Origin of the sequence: Rathayibacter sp. Leaf248, from assembly GCF_920939495.1 — a bacterium.
GTDB lineage: Bacteria > Actinomycetota > Actinomycetes > Actinomycetales > Microbacteriaceae > Rathayibacter > Rathayibacter caricis.
Genome location: NZ_CAKLAV010000002.1, coordinates 1 through 17,945, shown reverse-complemented (window position 1 = coordinate 17,945; position 17,945 = coordinate 1). Strand labels below are relative to the sequence as shown.

Here is a 17,945-nt window from a genome sequence, read left to right as displayed (position 1 = left end):
GGCGGACGCTGGACATCAGCGGCGCCGGTCAGCGCGCCGGCACCCCCTCCGCGAGCGCCTCGAAGGTGTGCACGAAGCCGCCGTCCGAGCCGCTGATCGTCGCGTACGCCTCGGTCGTGCCGGGCCGGATCGCGATGTTCGTGGCCGAGCTCACGCCCGACTCCGCGACCGTGACCGTTTGCAGCAGGGTGCCGGAGGTGTCGTAGACGAGGATCTCCGGTCGGCTGTGCAGGCCGACGTAGAGGTTGCCGTCGGCGTCGACCGCGATCGAGTCGAGCTGGCCGATGCCGGGCGAGGCGTGGATCGCCGGGAACGCGGTGGCGACCTCGGTGCCGTCCGCGGTCAGCGTGAGGCGGTCGATCCGATTGCCCGTGTTCATGCTGACCCAGAGCTCGCGGTGGTCGGGCGAGAAGGCGATGCCGTTGGGCGAGGGCAGCTCGTCGGCCAGCACCGACGCCGAGCCGCTCGACGGATCGACGCGCACGACGCGTCCGGACGCTTCCCAGTACGGGTCCTGCGCCCCCGCCGCGTCGGTGACGTAGAGAGCACCGTCGGCACCGAAGTCGAGGTCGTCCGGCTGCATCGGCACCCCGTCCACCGGTCCGCCGGCGATCTCGCGCACGTCCTCGCCGTCGGCCGTCATGCTCCGGACGGCACCGCCGAGGAAGTCGGTGACGTACAGGCGCCCGTCCGCCCCGAACTGGGCCGAGGTGAGGGCGGAGGAGTCGTCGGTCCAGACCGGTTCGACGCTCTCGTCGTCGAGGTCGATCCGGAGCACCTTGCCCTCGCCGGGCGGGGCCGTCACGTCGACGACGTAGAGGCCGCCGTCGGGGCCGAACACGGGCCCCTCGAGCAGCGTCATGCCCGTGGCCTCGTGCACCTCGGTCACCTGCAGCACGCGCTCGGCGGTCACGACCGACGGAGCCGCCTCCTCCCCCGCCGGGTCCCCCGCCTCCGTGCATCCCGCCAGAGTCCCGGCGAGCAGCACCGGCACCGCGATCGCCCGCCGCCTCATCGCGACGCCCCCACTCCGGCGTCGACGAGCACGTCGTCCATCCCGCCCTCGCGCCACTCGCGCAGCAGGCGGTGGAAGGCGATCGGGCCGGGGCTGTAGGAGGCGCCGCCGATCGAGCGGGTGCCCTCGCCGTTGTAGTACCCGGGCGTGCACTCGGCCTGGAAGGCGCGGGTGTCGGCGGCGGTCTCGTGCACGGTGCGCACCCACGCCTCCTCCGCCTCGACGCTCGGCTCGAGGTACCGCGCGCCGACCTCGCGGCCGCGGGCGATGACGGCGGCGATGTGCTCGGCCTGCTCGAGCAGGATGTGCGCGAAGTTCACCGAGTTGGCGTTCTGGATGCCGCTGAGGTGGAACAGGTTCGGGAAGCCGTGCGACGAGAAGCCGTGCAGCGTCCGCGGGCCGCGGCCCCACGCCTCCAGGAGCGTCCGCCCGCCCCGGCCGACGACCGGCAGCGTGCCCGACATCACCCCCGAGATCCCGACCTCGAAGCCGGTCGCGAAGACCACGCAGTCGACCTCGTAGGCGGTGTCGCCGACGACGACCTCGGTCTCGGTCATCCGCGTGATGCCGCCCGTGTCGGCCGTCTCGACGAGGCGCACGTTCGGCCGGTTGAAGGTGGGCAGGTAGGTGTCGCTGAAGCCCGGCCGCTTGCACATGTAGCGGTACCAGGGCTTGAGCGCCTCGGCGGTCGCGGGATCCTCGACGACGGAGTCGACACGGGCGCGGAGGCGGTCCATCGTGTCGAGGTCGGCCAGCTCGTCGCGCAGCTCGCGCTCCTGGGGCGGCAGCGACGTGTCGACCGCACCCGAGAGGATCTGCCGCTGCAGCTCGACCGTCTTCGTCCAGCCGTCCTGCACGAGCGACTCGTCCACCGGCTCGCCGGCGAGCACCGCGAGGAAGTTCTCCATCCGCTCGCGCTGCCAGCCCGGGCGCAGCGACGCGGCCCACTCGGGATCCGTCGGCCGGTTGTCGCGGACGTCGACCGTGGACGGCGTGCGCTGGAACACGATCAGCTCCCGGGCGTCCTCGCCGACGTGCGGGATCACCTGGAGGCCGGTCGCGCCGGTGCCGACGATGGCGACGCGCTTGTCGGCGAGGCCGGTCAGGCCGCCGTCGGGCGTGCCGCCGGTGTAGCCGTAGTCCCAGCGCGAGGTGTGGAAGGTGTGGCCGCGGAAGGTCTCGATGCCCGGGATCCCGGGGAGCTTCGGCTGGGTCAGGGTGCCGGAGGAGGTGACCACGAACCGCGCGCGGAACCGGTCGCCGCGGTCGGTCTCGACGAGCCACTCCTCCGCCTCCTCGTCCCAGGTGAGCGCCGTGGCGCGGGTCTGGAAGAGCGTGTCGCGGTAGAGGCCGTACTGCTCGGCGATCGCGACCGCGTGCCGGCGGATCTCCTCCCCCGGCGCGTACCGCTCGGACGGCATCCCGCCGACCTCCTCGAGCAGCGGGAGGTAGACGGACGACTCGATGTCGCAGCGCACCCCGGGGTAGCGGTTCCAGTACCAGGTGCCGCCGACGTCGCCGGCCTCGTCCATCAGGCGGAGGGAGTCGACGCCCGCCTCGCGCAGCCGGGACGCGGTGAGCAGTCCGCCAAAGCCGGCACCGATCACGAGCGCCTCGACCCTGTCGGTCTTCGGCTCGCGCTCGGTGCGCTCGGTGTACGGGTCCTTCGCGTAGTAGCCGAACTCGCCCGCCGCGCGGCGGTACTGCGTCGCGGCATCGGGGCGGGCGCGGCGGTCGCGCTCGGCGCGGTACTTCGCGCGGGCGGCCTCGAGGCGGCGCCGGTCGTCGGCGGCGAGGGTCTCGGTCGGGATGGTGTCGGTCATGGGCGTCTCGCTCTCGTCACGCGGATCGACGCGGCGGCGGAGCCCGGTGGCGGGACGACGGCGGGAGGTCCCGCGAGCGCCGACACGACTCCGGATCGGTTCGAGGACGACGACGCGTCCTCATCAGAAAGGTTAGCTTCGATCTAAGTGATTGCCCTGAGTATCGACTGAGACCTACGGTGGGCGGATGGATCCCCGTGCCCGCGTCGTCTCGGACATCGAGGCGCTCTCGATCGCGATCACCGTGCGCTCGATCCCGCGCGTCCTCGCTCCGCTGCTGACGACCGAGCTCACGATCCAGCAGCTGAAGGCCCTGTCGGTGATCGTCACCACCGAGGAAGGGGCGACCGGCGCCGGCCTGGCCCAGAGCTTCGGGGTCTCGATGCCATCGATGTCGAAGCTCGTGGACCGACTCGTCTCGCAGCAGCTCGTCGAGCGCGAGACGGACCCTCGGGACCAGCGCGTCCGGCGGATCCACGCCACCGACCTCGGCCGCGCCGTGGTCCGCGAGCTGATGGCCGCCCGCCCCGAGCTCGGCGAGGACGTGCTGTCGCGCCTGTCGCTCGACGAGCTCGAGGCGCTCGAGACCGGGCTGCGCGCGATCAGCCGCGAGCTGCGGAACGCCCGCGACTGATCGCGTCGGCCGCTACTGCACCGACCAGCCGCCGTCGGAGGCGAGGACCACGCCGTTCACGTTCGCGGAGTCGTCGCTGAGCAGCCAGGTGATCGACGCAGCCATGGTGTCGGCCTCGACCACCGGCGGGATCAGGGCGAAGAACGGAGCGAGGCGCTCGCGCGCGAAGTCGGACGACATCGTGCCCTCGATCGCCGTGGCCGTCGGCCCGGGAGCCACCGCGTTGGTCCGGACGCCGGACGGGCCGTAGAGGAACGCCGCCGACTTGGTGATCCCGACGACCGCGTGCTTGGACGCCGTGTAGGCGGTGCCGGCCGCGTTGCCGCGCAGGGACGCCTCCGAGGCGATGTTGACGATCGCCCCGCGACCGGCGGCGAGCATCGCCGGCAGCACGGCGCGGCTCAGCGCGAAGGTCCCGTCGACGTTCACCGAGAAGACCCGGCGCCAGAGCGCGTCCTCCGCCTCGTGCAGCGGAGTCATGCCGTCCATGATCCCGGCGATGTTCGCGAGGCCGTCGATCCGCCCTCCCGCCGCGGACACGATCGACGCGACGCCCTCGGGCGAGGTGATGTCGGCGACGACCGTCACGACCGAGCCCTCCGGCGACGCCGCGGCGAGGGCCTCGACGCCGGTCGGCACGACGTCGACCGCGATCACGCGGGCGCCCTCGCGCACCAGGCGGCGGGCGGTCGCCCGGCCGATGCCGGAGCCCGCACCGGTGACGACGACCGTCTTGCCGTCGAACCGGCCGGAGCTGTCCTGCGACTCCTCCTCCGTCTCCTCGGGCGGGATCACTCCGCCGTTCGCCTGCTTCACGAGGGTGTCGACCAGCTCCTGCGGGAACGCACCGCCGCCCAGCTCGACCATCGCGCGCAGCGACAGTCTCGCCGCGGGGCGCAGCGCCTCCTCCGTCTGGCCGCCCTGGGCGAGGATCCCGCGGAGGATCGGACCGCCGACGGCGTCGTCGAGCCACTCCTGCAGCGTGTTCTTGGAGGTGAGGGTCATGGGTCTCCTTCGATCGGGGGTGATAGTGAATATCGCACCTGAGACTGAGTCTCACCCGCATATCCCCTCCGTCGGCGTCGCCGCTCCGAAGCACTCCTGGCGGGCACTCCGGCCCGCCGCCTCCGGAAGGACCCCGCATGCCCATCCCCGCCGTCGACTACGCCCACATCCGCCTCACCGTCCGCGACATCGCCGTCTCGCGCGCGTTCTACGACTCCGTCTTCGGCTTCGACATCGCCTTCGAGGCGCCGCCCGCCGATGCGCCCGCCGAGGTGCAGGAGCAGCTGGCCTTCCTCTTCGGCGGAGTGATCTACTCCTTCCCCGGCGGACTGCTGGGCCTGCGCCCCGTGGCCGCGGCGGGCGACCGCTTCGACGAGGACCGCGTGGGGCTCGACCACCTGAGCTTCACCGTCGCCGGAGCGGACGAGCTGCGGGCCTCCGTCGCCGTCCTCGACGAGCTGGGTATCGCGCACGAGCCCGTCAAGGACACCGGGCCGCTGAGCATCCTCGAGTTCCGCGACCCCGACGGCATCGCGCTCGAGATCTCGGCCGCGAACTGAGCCGGGCCGGGGAGCCGGGACGCCACCGGCTCCTAGGCTGACCGCATGACCGCACCGCTCCGCGACCGCACCCGCGCCCTGCTGCGGGCCGAGCTCGCCGATGCGGTGCTCGCCGTGTTCCTCGAACGCGGCTACTCCGCGGTGACGGTGGAGGAGGCCGCGCGCGAGGCCGGCGTCTCGCGTGCGACCTTCTTCCGCTACTTCCGCAGCAAGGAGGACGTGGTCGTGGCCGCCGTCGACGGCGACCGGGTCGACTACGCGGCACCGGTGCTCGCGCTGCCCGCCGGGGCCGCACTGTCCGGCTGGGAGCTGGTGCGCGCCTCCGTGGAGCCGGTCGTCGCCGTCGCGACCCGCGCGCCCGACGTCTACCGGGCGCGGCTGCGGCTGATCTCGAGCGAGTTCACGCTGAAGGCGCGCCTGCGCGAGCGCCGGGCCGAGGGGGCCGAGGCGCTGGCCGACGCACTCGTCGCGCGGGGTGTCGAGCCGCTCACCGCGCGAGTGCTGGCGGCCGCCGGCCTCGCCGCGGTCGACGTGGTGTGGGAGGAGTGGGCCGCGCACGAGGACGCCGACTTCCGCACGATGGTCGACGAGGCGTTCGCGCGGCTGACCAGCGGAGGGTGACCCGGCCGCCGCCGACGGACCACACTGGTGGCATGACCGCGACGTCGATGATCGACCCCTCCGTCCCTCCCTCCGGCGCGGGCTGCGTCGAGTGCGACCGCACCGGAGCGTGGTGGGTGCACCTGCGCCGCTGCGCGCTCTGCGGGCACATCGGCTGCTGCGACGACTCGCCCAACCGCCACGCGACCGCGCACTACGAGACGACCGGGCACGCGGTCATCCGCAGCTTCGAGCCCGGCGAGGACTGGTTCTGGGACTACCGCACCGGCGACTACGCCGACGGGCCCCGCCTCGCCGACCCGCAGGAGCACCCGCTCGACCAGACCGCGCCCGGCCCGGCGGACAGGCTGCCGGCGGACTGGCGCGAGCAGCTGGACGCCGGGCGCTAGCGGCGACGAGGATTCTCCGCCGAGCCGGGACACCGTGTCGCTCGGGCGGGAATCGACGGGCGCCCCGGCGTCGTCCGGCGATACGCTCGTGCTCGACGCCTCGATCTCAGGGGCTGAGCCGACACCCCGTCCTCCTCGACGATCCGGGACCGCAGTGGGTCCGACTCCTCTCCACTGCGGCACCGAGCCCTCGCCCAGACAGCCCGGAAGGCCCGCCACCCCATGGACGACTCCCGCCGCCCCTTCGCCGCGCTCTCCCGCCGCACGATGCTCACCGGATCGATCGCCGGAGTCGGCACCGCCCTGGCGTACGCCTCCCCCGCCGCCGCGGTGGCCGATCCTGCCGAACCGACCCCGCCCGGAGCGGGGACGTACGAGAACGGTTCGCCGCAGATCACGACCACCGGCACCTGGACGACCCTCTCCTCCCCGGCCGACAGCGGAGGAAGCATCAGCTACTCCACCTCGACCCGCGCCTCCGCCGCACTCACGTTCACCGGCACCTCCGTCAGCTGGATCAGCCGCAGAACCCCCTCCTCCGGCACCAACGAGGTCTGGATCGACGACGCCCTCGTCGCCACCATCGACCGCTACAGCCCCACCACCCGCGCCAAGCAGACCGTCTGGACCAGCGGCACCCTCCCCGCCGCCACCCACACCATCACCCTCAAGCGCGGCTCCACCAAGAACCCCGCCGCCACCGGATCCACGATCATCCTCGACGCCTTCCTCGTCGAAGACACCCCCGAGCCGGCGACTCCGCCCGGCGCGGGGACGTACGAGCACGGCTCGCCGCACATCACGACCACCGGCTCCTGGACGACCCTCTCCTCCCCGGCCGACAGCGGAGGAAGCATCAGCTACTCCACTTCGACCGGCGCCTCCGCAGCGCTCACGTTCACCGGCACCTCCGTCAGCTGGATCAGCCGCAGAACCCCCTCCTCCGGCATCAACGAGGTCTGGATCGACGACACCCTCGTCACCACCATCGACCGCTACAGCCCCACCACCCGCGCCAAGCAGACCGTCTGGACCAGCGGCACCCTCCCCGCCGGCACCCACACCATCACCCTCAAGCGCGGCTCCACCAAGAACCCCGCCGCCACCGGATCCACGATCATCCTCGACGCCTTCATCGTCGAAGACACCCCCGCGCCCCCGCAGACCCCGGTCCCTGCGCCGATCGCCGACTGGTCGTTCACCGAGAGCGCGGCACCCTACGCGTCAGCGGTGGCGGGCGCGCCCGCGCTCCTCCAGGGCGCGAGCTCGACCGCGACGCGGATCTCGACGCCCTTCGGCGGCGGAGTGCGATTCAACGGCACCACCGACTTCCTCGTGGTCCCGAAGTCGGACATCGGCGTGCTCAACGTCGGCGCCTCGACCGGCGCGGTGACGGTCGCCGCCTGGGTGCTCAGCACCGACTCCAACAACGCCAACATCGCCGGGATCTGGGAGGAGTCGGCCGTCGGCCCTCTGCGCTCCTACGCCCTCTTCAACGACCTCCCCGACTACGGCGGCGACGACATGGTCTGCATGGAGGTGTCGAAGCAGGGCGGTCCGACTCCCGGCTACCCGTTCTCGATCGACTACTCGTCCGAACCGCGGAAGATGACGCGCGGAGTGTGGGAGCTGCACGTCGGCACCTACGACGGCGAACTCGCGATCGCCTACCTGAACGGCGAGTCGACCTCCTACCCGAGCTACACCGACAAGCAGGGCGCGACCTACGCGAAGAACCCGTACGTCTACCCCGACGGCCTCAACGCGGCTCCCGGCGACTTCATGGTCGGCGCGGTCGGCCGCGACGGCAAGCTGATCAACCTGCACAAGGGCAGCATCGCGCGGCTGCGCGTCTGGGACCGGGCGCTCACGGCCGACGAGGTGCGCGCCCTGCACGCGGCGGAGCGGGCTGACCTGGGGTAGCGCCCACTCCTCGAGAATCGTAAGAAGACCGGCCCCACCGACACGAGCGTCGACGAGTTCCTCGCGGCCGCCGTTCCGACGCCGGCGTCGCCGCGGTCGACGTAGTGCGGGAGGATTGGTCCGCGCACGAGCGCGACGACTTTTGCACGATGGTAGACAAGTCCTTCGCACCGCTGACCAGCGGAGGCTGTCCGCAGCGCCTGGGGGACCGCCGACGGACTGTTGGCATAATCGCCACGTCCATGTTCGACGCCTCCGCCCCTCCCTCCGGCGCGGGCTGCGTCGAGTGCGACAACACACGAGCGTGGTAGTGAACCGGCGCGCTTTACGGGGATGGCGGCTGCCGCGACGACTCGCGAACCGCCACGCGACCGCACGACGCGAAGCGACCGGGCATATTGGCGTCCGCGGCTTCGAGGCCGGCGAGGACTGGTTTTGGGACTACCGCACCGGCGAGTGCGCTGACGGACCCCGACTCGCTGCCCCGCAGGAGCACCCGCTCGACTACACCGCGCCCGGCCCGACTGCCTGCGGACTGGCGGGAGCGGCTGGCCGAGGGGGGCTGGGAGCACGGGTGATCTGCACCTCTATTGCCGCGCTCACGTGCCGACGAATTAGGGATGAAAGCACTGCTTATCGACACTGCTGCGAGCGCCGGGAAGAGGCTATCCTTACCTCATGTCTCAGCAAACGCCAAATATCGTGCGAGCCCGCGGGGTGTACCGCGCAAATTCAGCGCTGTATTTTCCGCCAGGCTCGCAATTTTCATTCACGTACGTATTTCCAGACCAGGAGGTTACCGTCCGCGCGGGGACTTACACCGTGAAGGGTCCGCATGGACCCATATCGAATGGAATTTGGACGTCGGGCGAGGCTCAAGGAGACAACCTACAGGACACGGAACTGACCTTCCGAAACCTTGTTGATGATGCCGTCGGAATGTTCAGTTTTCTCACGAACGCAGCAACTGAAGAACCCACGCTCGAAATTCTCTATAACTTAGACGTGGAATCGACAACACACGAAGCCATATTCTCGTCGTTTACCGCTCACTACTCCACTCCCCCCACAGTCCTGCGCGAACCGCCAAAATTCATGGGCAAAGGAATTAAATCCCTTGGAGACCATGAGTTCAAAGAACGGCTCTGGCGAGGGATCAGCTCCTACGTAACTGCGCTCCGAAATTGGAGAATTGGTCACGAAGTCGTGGCCTTCTCATTCCTTTACATGGCGATGGAGGCGTTGACCCGAGTTGCAAGGGAGCCGTTGTTCGACAAATTCGGCGGAGCGAAAGGACTTGCAGATGAATGGAAGATCGATATCAAGAAAGTCGATCCCGAGGTTCGCAGACGCATTCTGTTCAAGGGAGATGATGAACTCTACAAAAGCGCGAAGACCGCAAGCGACTCCATGGAACATGGCTTCGGGGAGCTACAAGACATTGTGGATGTAGCCGAACGGCAGGTTGTTAAGCTCGCATATTTGGTGCGAGAGTTTATCGTCTTTCAACTTTTCGGAGAAGGAGCGCGCTCGGCACTCTTACTATCCGATGCCTACAATCGCCCTTTGACTTGCGTGCCAGCAAGAGCTTCGCTTATCGGAACACTAAGCGGCAATAGAGAGGGAATCGCTCACCCGAACCAGCATCCGGACATGTCATTCAAGCTCGAGCCGACCCACATGGCGAAGGAACAGGGAGCTGACTGGCGAATTCAGTGGGATACTACTGTGCCCGTTCCGGCTTTGGCTCCTGGCGTCATGTTCCAGAAAGGTGAAGTGCACCTCAAGGAAGTGAATATCAGCGGACCGCACATCGAGGACGTTACGCAACCCTAATGAGCAGCTAGAAGAATTGTGTGCCTACGTGGCATTCAACTTAGTAGTCGTACTATCTATCAGCAAAGCCACTGAATGTTGTATCTGCCGAGGGGGCGAGGGTCGGCCCATTCCGTGGACGCCGTCGACTCGCAGCCAAGTACGACGACTTCTGAGGACTGGAGCGGCCCGAGGTGGCACGCTCGACGCATGAGCGCGCAGAAGACCGGCCCCACCGACGCGAGCGTCGACGAGTTCCTCGCCGCGGCCGTTCCGGCACGCCGTCGGGAGGACGGAGTCGCGCTCGCCGCGCTCTTCCGCGAGGTCACGGGCGCCGACCCGGTGATGTGGGGGCCGTCGATGGTCGGCTTCGGCAGCTACCGCTACGTGTCCCCCTCCGATCCGCGCCGCACCGGCGTCTGGCCGAAGACGGCGTTCTCGCCGCGCAAGGCGCAGCTCTCGCTCTACGGCCTCAAGGACCTGCCCGAGGGAGCCGCCCTGCTGCCCGAGCTCGGCCGGTACACCGAGGGCGCCGGCTGCGTCTACGTGCGCACCCTCGACGACGTCGACCTCGACGTGCTGCGCCGCCTCGTCGCGATCGCCTTCTCCCGGAGCGACGACCCCGCGGGTCCCGCCCGCTGACACCGGCGGATCACCCGCCTCGTCCGTCCGGCGCGACTCACGTCGTGCGGACGGATGACGCCGGTGGGTCCCCGGGGACGACGACACGGCGCTCGGATCCGGGGATCGTGGAACAGGTCGGATCGCACCCCGCGCTCCGCACCCGAGGAGGATCCGATGTCGATCGCCACCGCTCCCGTCAGCACCGCAGAGGTCGGCCCCGCGCCCGGCGCCTCCGCCGTTCCCGCCGTGCGCATGCCGACCGCCGTCGCGCCGACCGTCTCGCAGCACCGTCTCCGCCGGATCGCCACCGCTCCCCTCCGCGGTGCCCTCTCGGTCGTGTTCGTGGCGTCCGTCGTGGCCGGGACCCTCTTCCAGGGAGTCGGCTACCTCAGCAACGTCGGCCTCCGCGCTCTCGACGAGCCGCACTCGCTCTGACCCCGCATCCGCACCCGCATCCGCACCGACTCCGGAAGGCCCCCCATGCTCTCGACCGATCCCGCCCGCCCCGACTCCGCCCTCGCCCTCCTCGGGTCCGTCGCAGTGCCGCTGACCGTCGTCGATCTCGGCGACAGCGTCGATTTCTTCCTCGCCACCGCCGCTCGCCGCGACTGAGCCGGCGGGGTCAGTCCCCTCCGCCGCCTCCTCCGCCGCCGTCGCCGCCTGAGGATCCGCCCGAGTCCGAGGAGCCCGACGATCCGCCCGAGTCCGACGAACCCGACGACCCGCCGTCGTCCCGTCCGTCGCCGTCGGACCGGTCATCGGAGTAGCCGCCCGCGGCAGCGGAACCACCGCCTCCGTCGCTCGCCCCGCCGCCGGGTCCCCCGCGACCCGAGCCGTTCAGCATCCCCCGCTTCTGCACCAGCAGCACGACGACCGACGCCAACACGCCGAGTCCGCCGACCAGGGCCACGGCGATCGAGATCGCTCTCTCGTCCACGGGAACTCCTTCTCCGGGCACGCATCGGCCGTGCACCGCGGCCAGCCTAGGCACGTGCGTCCGGGCGCGGCCTCCCTCCCGCGGAGGAAGCCGGCCGCGTCGAGCCCTCGCGCTACGGTGTGCGGATGACGACCGAGAGACAGCCGACGATCCGCGACGTCGCGGTACGGGCGGGCGTCTCCTACCAGACGGTCTCGCGCGTGCTGAACGACAGCCCGCAGCTGCGGCCGCGCACCCGGGAGCGCGTGCTCGCGGCGATCAGCGACCTCGGCTTCCGGCCGAGCGCGGCGGCGCGGGCGCTCGCGACGAGTCGCAGCGGACTGATCGGGATCCTCGCCGCCGAGAGCCACAGCTTCTACGGCACCGCGACCGCGATGGCCGCGATCGAGCAGGCCGCGCGCGACGCCGGCTACCGGGTGCCCGTGGTCAACGTCGCCTCCCCCGACGCGGAGTCGCTCGCCGACGGGCTGGAGCACCTCCAGCGCGAGTCCGTCGAAGCGATCGTCGTGCTCGCCCCGCAGGAGCGGGCGCTCGAGGCCATCGAGAGCCTCTCGATCGGAGTGCCGTTCGTCACGCTCGGCGCGGCCGGACGGGGAGCGGATCCGCGACTCCTGGTCGATCAGGCCGCCGGCGGGCGGCTGGCCACCGAGCACCTGCTCGCCCTCGGGCACCGGAGGATCGCGCACGTCGCGGGTCCGCAGCACTGGGTCGAGGCCCACGCGCGTCTCGAGGGATTCACGACGAGGCTGGCCGAGGACGCCCTCAAGCCCGCCCACGTGATCGAGGGCGACTGGAGCGCCGAGTCCGGCTACCGCGCCGGGCTCCGGCTGCTCGACGACGTCGCGGACCTTGACGCCGTCTTCGCGGGGAACGACCAGATGGCGCTCGGACTCCTGCACGCGTGCGCCGATCGGGGTGTGCGGGTGCCGGACGACCTGAGCGTCGTCGGCTTCGACGACGTCCCGGAGGCGGCCCACTACCTGCCGCCGCTCACGACGATCCGCCAGGACTTCGCCGAGGTCGGCCGTCGCACCATCGGCGTCGTCCTGGCCGAGCTGCGCGGCGAGACCGCGGCGGTCGACCTGCCCGTCGCCCCGCAGCTGGTCGAGCGGGCGTCGACGGCCCACTCGGCCCGCTGAGCAGCAGAACCTCGGCTGGGAGTGCTCCACAGCCACGATGGTCGCTGAGGCACCCTCGCAGCTGAGGTTCTGCACGCAGCCGCCTCGTTGCCAACCGCGCAGTGCGTCGCCTACTCTGACTCCTGGCTTTGTGAACGGTCACATCGCCCGAGCGAGGAGCACGATGGACCAGCGACGGCCCCCTTCCGCCCCCGGTGGAGACGCGATCACGAGCGGCGCGACCGCCCTCGGGATCGAACTCGGATCCACCCGCATCAAGGCGTGTCTCGTCGACGCCGCCGACCCGTCGGTCGTGCTGGCGACGGGCAGCCACGAGTGGGAGAACCGGTTCGTCGACCGGCGCTGGACCTACTCCCTCGAGGACGTCTGGTCGGGGCTGCAGGCGGCGTTCGCCGACCTCGTCGCCGACGCGCAGCAGCGCCACGGCGTCGCTCCCACCACGTTCGGGGCGCTCGGCGTCTCGGCGATGATGCACGGCTACCTCCCCTTCGACGCGAGCGGCGAGCTGCTCGTGCCGTTCCGCACCTGGCGCAACACCAGCACGGGTCCGGCCTCGGAGCAGCTCACCGAGCTGTTCGGCGCCAACATCCCGCTGCGCTGGTCGCTCGCCCACTTCCACCAGGCCGTCCTCGACGACGAGCCGCACGTGGCCGACGTCGCCTTCCTCACGACCCTCGCCGGGTACGTGCACTGGCAGCTGACGGGCCGCAAGGTCCTCGGAGTCGGCGACGCGTCGGGCATGGTCCCGACCGACCCGGCGACCACCGACTACGACGCCTCCGTGCTCGAGGCGTACGACGGCCTCGTCGCCGGCCGCGGCCTGCCCGCGCTGCGCGACCTGCTGCCCGAGGTGCTCCCCGCGGGCGCCGAGGCCGGCGAGCTCACCGCCGAGGGTGCGCTGCTGCTCGACCCCACCGGCGCGCTGCAGGCCGGCGTGCCGTTCTGCCCGCCCGAGGGCGACGCCGGCACCGGCATGGTGGCCACCAACTCCGTCGCCCCGCGCACGGGCAACGTCAGCGCTGGCACGAGCATCTTCGCGATGGTCGTCCTGGAGCGGCCGCTCGCGAGCGTCCACCACGAGCTCGACCTGGTCGCGACTCCGGCCGGAGACCTCGTGGCGATGGTGCACTGCAACAACGGAGCGAGCGAGCTCGCGACGTGGGTCGGCCTGTTCTCGCAGTTCGCCGCGGCGCAGGGCCTCCCGGCCGACAGCGACGCCGTCTACGGCACGCTGTTCCGCGCAGCGCTCGAGGGCGACGCCGATGCCGGCGGACTCCTCGCCTACAACCACCTCGCCGGTGAGCCGATCGCGGGCCTGGTGGAGGGCCGTCCGCTCGTCGTCCGCACCCCGGACTCGCGCCTGACGCTGCCCAACTTCATCCGCGCTCAGCTCTACGGCGTCTTCGGCACCCTCGCACTCGGCATGCGCGTGCTCGCCGAGGAGGGCGTCGAGCTCGACGCGATGTACGCCCACGGCGGCATGTTCCGCACGGCCGGAGTCGCGCAGCGCTTCCTCGCCGGAGCGCTCGACGCGCCCGTGGCCGTCGCCGAGACCGCGTCCGAGGGCGGCCCCTGGGGCATCGCGGTGCTCGCCGCGTTCCGCCGCGACGGCGGGGGCGACCTCAGCGCGTACCTGACCGACCGGGTGTTCAGCGGCTACTCCTTCGACAGCGTCGCCCCCGACGCCGCCGACGTGGCCGGATTCGCCTCCTACCTCGAGCGCTACCGCGCCGGCCTCGCCGTCGAGCGCACCGCCGTCGAGACCCTCACCGACACCCGACCCACCGCACAGGGAGAGACCGCATGACCTTCGATCCGGCCATCGAGGAGGCGATCACGCGCGTCCGCGAGGACGTCGCCCGCCTGCACTCCGAGCTCGTCCGCTACGGCCTCGTCATCTGGACGGGCGGCAACATCTCGGGCCGCGTGCCCGGCGCCGACCTCTTCGTGATCAAGCCCAGCGGAGTCTCGTACGACGACCTCTCCCCCGAGAACATGATCCTGTGCGACCTCGACGGCACCGTCGTCCCGGGCACGCCCGGCAGCGACCGCAGCCCGTCCAGCGACACCGCGGCGCACGCCTACGTGTACCGCGAGATGCCCGAGGTCGGCGGAGTCGTGCACACGCACTCCACCTACGCCACGGCCTGGGCCGCGCGCGCCGAGCCGATCCCCTGCGTGATCACCGCGATGGCGGACGAGTTCGGCGGCGAGATCCCGATCGGCCCGTTCGCGATCATCGGCGACGACTCCATCGGCCGCGGCATCGTCGCGACCCTGACCGGGCACCGCTCGCGGGCGGTCCTGATGCAGAACCACGGAGTGTTCACCATCGGCAAGGACGCGAAGGACGCCGTGAAGGCTGCCGTCATGGCCGAGGACGTCGCCCGCACCGTGCACCTCGCGCGCCAGGGCGGCGAGCTCGTCCCCATCCCGCAGGAGTCGATCGACGCCCTGTTCGACCGCTACCAGAACGTCTACGGACAGAACCCCACCGGAGCCATCGCATGAGCGTGTACCAGAGCATCATCCCCGACCTCGCCACCCGCACCGTCTGGTTCCTGACCGGCAGCCAGGACCTCTACGGCGAGGACACCCTCCGCCAGGTCGCCGAGCAGTCGCAGGCCGTCGTCGCCGAGCTCAACGCGGCGAGCGCGATCCCCGTCACCATCGAGTGGAAGCCGGTGCTGAAGAGCTCCGACGCGATCCGCCGCACCATGATCGAGGCCAACGCGGACGACTCCGTCGTGGGCGTCATCACCTGGATGCACACCTTCAGCCCCTCGAAGATGTGGATCCACGGCTTCGACGCGCTCGCGAAGCCGCTGCTGCACTTCCACACCCAGGCGAACGTCGCCCTGCCGTGGCAGGACATCGACTTCGACTTCATGAACCTGAACCAGGCCGCGCACGGCGACCGCGAGCACGGCTACATCCTCAGCCGGATGAGCGTGCCGCGGAAGACCGTCGTCGGCCACGCCAGCGACGCCCGCGTGACGGAGTCGATCGGCATCTGGTCGCGCGCCGCGTCCGGCTGGGCCGCCTCGCAGAGCATGAAGGTCGCCCGCTTCGGCGACAACATGCGCAACGTCGCCGTCACCGAGGGCGACAAGACCGAGGCCGAGATCCGCCTCGGCGTCAGCGTCAACACCTGGGGCGTCAACGAGCTCGTCGAGCGCGTCGACGCCGCGACTCCCGAGCAGATCGACGCCCTCGTCGCCGAGTACGTCGAGAGCTACGACGTGGTCGCCGAGCTGCTCCCCGGCGGCGAGCGCCACGAGTCGCTCCGCTACGGCGCGGCGGTCGAGATCGGCCTGCGCTCGTTCCTCGAGGAGGGCGGCTTCGAGGCGTTCACCGACAGCTTCGAGGACCTCGGCGGACTCCGCCAGCTCCCCGGACTCGCGGTGCAGCGCCTGATGGCCGACGGCTACGGCTTCGGCGGGGAGGGCGACTGGAAGACGGCCGTCCTCATCCGCATCGCCGCCGTCATGGGCGCCGGCCTCCCCGGCGGCACCAGCCTCATGGAGGACTACACCTACGACATGACGCCCGGCGAGGAGCTGATCCTCGGCGCGCACATGCTCGAGGTCTCGCCGTCGCTCTCGTCGAAGCGCGCCACGCTCGAGATCCACCCGCTGGGCATCGGCGGCCGCGAGGACCCGGTGCGCCTGGTCTTCACCGCGGATGCGGGACCCGCCGTCGTCGTCGCGCTCAGCGACGTGCGCGAGCGCTTCCGCCTCGTCGCCAACGCCGTGCAGAACGTCGAGCCGCCGCAGACGCTGCCGCACCTCCCGGTCGGCCGCGCCGTCTGGCAGCCGGCTCCGGACTTCAGCACCAGCGCCGCCGCGTGGATCACCGCGGGAGCGGCGCACCACACCGTCATGACGACGCAGATCGGCGTGGAGGCGTGGGAGGACTTCGCCCGCATCGCCGGCGTCGAGCTGCTCATCATCGACGAGGGCACCACGCTCCGCGGCTTCGAGAACGAGCTGCGCGCGAACGCGGCGTACTACCGCCTGTCGCAGGGGCTGTAAGCGCCCGGACCGAAGGGCCCGTCGCTGGGAGCGGCGGGCCCTTCGGCGTCCGCGACCCGCTCCCGCCACCTCGCCGCGACCGCGAGCGCCTCGAGCAGCGGAGACCGTCGGGTCGGTCAGGCGGAGACCTCGACGAAGTCGGGGAGCGGGCGGACGGCGCGCCTGGCGGCCGCGGCTCGGTGGAGAACACGCCTCCGCCTGCGCGGGTGCTGCCTCGACGCACGAGCAGCAGCAGGCCGCGCTGATGGCGCCGACGACGCTCCGTCGCTCCGCGCCGCCACCCACTGGGACGAGCCGGCCGTCGCGACGTGGAGTAGTGGCCCGGAGAGCCGCCGTTCACTCGGGCGGTTCCGCCGCGCGTGCGTCGGCCGATCGGATGCCGTCGCGCAACGGGCTGCTCACGGCCGTCCGAACGAGTGCCGCGACCTCACGAGGAGTCGTGCACACGGACGGCGATCAGGACAGGCGTCGTCGCTCGAGGAGGACGGTGTCGCGCCAGGTCCCGGCGGCCGGTCCGTAGGTCATCAGCGCGATCCGCTCGCGCGTGCCGATCCGGCGGAAGCCGACGCGGTCGTGCAGGGCCAGGCTGGCGGTGTTCTCGAGGAAGACGCTCGACTGGATCGTCCAGAAGCCGGCGTCGTCCGCAGCGTCGATGAGCGCCCTCAGGAGTGCTGCGCCGATGCCGCGGCCACGGGCGGCCGCGGCGACGTAGACGGAGTGCTCGACCACTCCACGGTAGACGCGCCGGCTGGAGACGGCTGAGAGCGCGGCCCACCCGAGGATCCGATCGCCGTCGACGGCGACCAGGCGCCCGACGTCGAGCTTCCCCGCATCGAACGCCTCCCAGGTCGGCGGTTCGGCCTCGAAGGTGGCATGCCCGGTCGCGATGCCCTCGCGGTAGGTCGCCTCGACCGCCGCCCAGTCCTCGGGGTTCATCGGCCGGATCGCGGTCACGAGCAGCAGCTTCCTCCGGCGGATCCGATGTCGGTGGAGCAGACGCCGGTCTCGGGGAGCACGAGCTGCACGCGCCGGGCCGCAGCGTGATCGCCCGCGAGCTCGTCCGCGATCGACCGGACCTGCTCGTAGCCGGTGACGAGGAGGAAGGTCGGCGCGCGGCCGTACGACTTCATCCCGGCGATGTAGAAGTTCGGCTCGGGGTGGGCGAGCTCGGCGACGCCGTGCGGGTCGACGGTGCCGCAGGAGTGCAGGTTCGGGTCGATGAGCGTCGCGAGGGAGCGGGGTGCTTCCACGATCTCGTCCAGGGAGACGCGGATCTCGCGCAGCATGTCGAGATCGGGCCGGAATCCGGTGGCCTGCACGACGACGTCGGCTTCGACGCTCTCGCGCTCCTTCCGGCGGCGCCCGAGGACGGCGACCCGACCGGTGGCGGTCTTCTCGAGCCGGTCGATCTCGAAGCGGTCGAGGA

At 71.1% G+C, this 17,945-nt stretch carries 18 protein-coding genes and 1 pseudogene; 13 read left to right on the top strand and 6 right to left on the bottom strand.

All coding sequences use genetic code 11. The features are described 5' to 3' along the window. Positions 1 to 28: 28 nt before the first annotated feature. Positions 29 to 1,015, bottom strand: coding sequence for an SMP-30/gluconolactonase/LRE family protein (locus tag LRG51_RS13115; RefSeq protein ID WP_230673141.1), 987 nt, complete (start codon positions 1,013 to 1,015; stop codon positions 29 to 31). Continuing rightward, positions 1,012 to 2,838 (bottom strand): flavin-containing monooxygenase, encoded by a 1,827-nt coding sequence (locus LRG51_RS13110; RefSeq protein WP_230673140.1) that lies wholly within the window; start codon positions 2,836 to 2,838, stop codon positions 1,012 to 1,014. The genes LRG51_RS13115 and LRG51_RS13110 overlap by 4 nt, the downstream gene beginning before the upstream one ends. A 187-nt stretch (positions 2,839 to 3,025) precedes the next feature. On the opposite strand from LRG51_RS13110, the gene LRG51_RS13105 reads away from it, so the two are divergent. After that, positions 3,026 to 3,472 (top strand): MarR family winged helix-turn-helix transcriptional regulator, encoded by a 447-nt coding sequence (locus LRG51_RS13105; RefSeq protein ID WP_230673139.1) that lies wholly within the window; start codon positions 3,026 to 3,028, stop codon positions 3,470 to 3,472. A 12-nt stretch (positions 3,473 to 3,484) separates the two neighbouring features. Here the strand turns inward: LRG51_RS13105 and LRG51_RS13100 are convergent, their stop codons facing one another. Further along, positions 3,485 to 4,477, bottom strand: a complete 993-nt coding sequence (locus LRG51_RS13100) for an SDR family oxidoreductase (protein ID WP_230673138.1) — start codon at positions 4,475 to 4,477, stop codon at positions 3,485 to 3,487. Between the two features lie 137 nt (positions 4,478 to 4,614). Between LRG51_RS13100 and LRG51_RS13095 the strand changes: the two genes are divergently transcribed. The 8 genes from LRG51_RS13095 (at position 4,615) to LRG51_RS19530 (ending at position 11,021) form a co-directional block, all read left to right on the top strand. Continuing rightward, complete coding sequence (locus LRG51_RS13095; protein WP_230673137.1) at positions 4,615 to 5,037, top strand: VOC family protein; 423 nt, start codon at positions 4,615 to 4,617, stop codon at positions 5,035 to 5,037. A 45-nt stretch (positions 5,038 to 5,082) separates the two neighbouring features. Beyond that, positions 5,083 to 5,658 carry a TetR family transcriptional regulator gene (locus LRG51_RS13090; RefSeq protein ID WP_230673136.1) on the top strand — a complete coding sequence of 192 codons (576 nt, stop codon included), beginning with the start codon at positions 5,083 to 5,085 and terminating at the stop codon, positions 5,656 to 5,658. 32 nt (positions 5,659 to 5,690) lie between these two features. Beyond that, positions 5,691 to 6,047, top strand: a complete 357-nt coding sequence (locus LRG51_RS13085; RefSeq protein ID WP_055789639.1) for a UBP-type zinc finger domain-containing protein — start codon at positions 5,691 to 5,693, stop codon at positions 6,045 to 6,047. Between the two features lie 222 nt (positions 6,048 to 6,269). Continuing rightward, positions 6,270 to 7,970 carry a LamG-like jellyroll fold domain-containing protein gene (locus LRG51_RS19535; RefSeq protein WP_268966594.1) on the top strand — a complete coding sequence of 567 codons (1,701 nt, stop codon included), beginning with the start codon at positions 6,270 to 6,272 and terminating at the stop codon, positions 7,968 to 7,970. Between the two features lie 678 nt (positions 7,971 to 8,648). Continuing rightward, positions 8,649 to 9,806 (top strand): hypothetical protein, encoded by a 1,158-nt coding sequence (locus LRG51_RS13070; protein WP_230673135.1) that lies wholly within the window; start codon positions 8,649 to 8,651, stop codon positions 9,804 to 9,806. A gap of 189 nt (positions 9,807 to 9,995) precedes the next feature. Continuing rightward, the gene (locus LRG51_RS13065) at positions 9,996 to 10,427 is read left to right on the top strand and encodes a DUF1801 domain-containing protein (RefSeq protein ID WP_230673134.1); all 432 of its coding nucleotides are present in this window, start codon (positions 9,996 to 9,998) and stop codon (positions 10,425 to 10,427) included. Positions 10,428 to 10,583: 156 nt separating this feature from the next. Further along, a complete protein-coding gene (locus tag LRG51_RS13060) occupies positions 10,584 to 10,844 on the top strand; it encodes a hypothetical protein (RefSeq protein WP_230673133.1) in 261 nt (86 codons plus the stop codon). 45 nt (positions 10,845 to 10,889) lie between these two features. Next, positions 10,890 to 11,021, top strand: a complete 132-nt coding sequence (locus tag LRG51_RS19530; protein WP_268966593.1) for a hypothetical protein — start codon at positions 10,890 to 10,892, stop codon at positions 11,019 to 11,021. A gap of 10 nt (positions 11,022 to 11,031) precedes the next feature. Here LRG51_RS19530 and LRG51_RS13055 read toward each other — a convergent pair whose 3' ends face one another. Beyond that, on the bottom strand, positions 11,032 to 11,346 hold the full coding sequence (locus LRG51_RS13055) for a hypothetical protein (RefSeq protein ID WP_230673132.1): 315 nt from the start codon (positions 11,344 to 11,346) through the stop codon (positions 11,032 to 11,034). Between the two features lie 125 nt (positions 11,347 to 11,471). Between LRG51_RS13055 and LRG51_RS13050 the strand changes: the two genes are divergently transcribed. The 4 genes from LRG51_RS13050 (at position 11,472) to araA (ending at position 16,519) form a co-directional block, all read left to right on the top strand. Beyond that, positions 11,472 to 12,485: a LacI family DNA-binding transcriptional regulator gene (locus LRG51_RS13050; protein WP_230673131.1), complete on the top strand. Its 1,014-nt coding sequence runs from the start codon at positions 11,472 to 11,474 to the stop codon at positions 12,483 to 12,485. Positions 12,486 to 12,648: 163 nt separating this feature from the next. Beyond that, positions 12,649 to 14,292, top strand: a complete 1,644-nt coding sequence (locus tag LRG51_RS13045; protein ID WP_230673130.1) for a xylulokinase — start codon at positions 12,649 to 12,651, stop codon at positions 14,290 to 14,292. Next, positions 14,289 to 14,996, top strand: coding sequence for an L-ribulose-5-phosphate 4-epimerase (locus LRG51_RS13040; RefSeq protein WP_230673129.1), 708 nt, complete (start codon positions 14,289 to 14,291; stop codon positions 14,994 to 14,996). Before LRG51_RS13045 ends, LRG51_RS13040 begins: the two co-directional genes overlap by 4 nt. Next, entirely contained in the window at positions 14,993 to 16,519 is a 1,527-nt protein-coding gene (gene araA / locus LRG51_RS13035; protein WP_230673128.1) for an L-arabinose isomerase, read from the top strand. Before LRG51_RS13040 ends, araA begins: the two co-directional genes overlap by 4 nt. 456 nt (positions 16,520 to 16,975) lie before the next feature. On the opposite strand, the gene LRG51_RS13030 is transcribed toward araA, so the two are convergent. After that, the gene (locus LRG51_RS13030; protein WP_230674062.1) at positions 16,976 to 17,455 is read right to left on the bottom strand and encodes a GNAT family N-acetyltransferase; all 480 of its coding nucleotides are present in this window, start codon (positions 17,453 to 17,455) and stop codon (positions 16,976 to 16,978) included. Between the two features lie 14 nt (positions 17,456 to 17,469). Continuing rightward, positions 17,470 to 17,945 (bottom strand): annotated as a pseudogene (locus tag LRG51_RS13025) (flavoprotein); the annotation flags it as partial.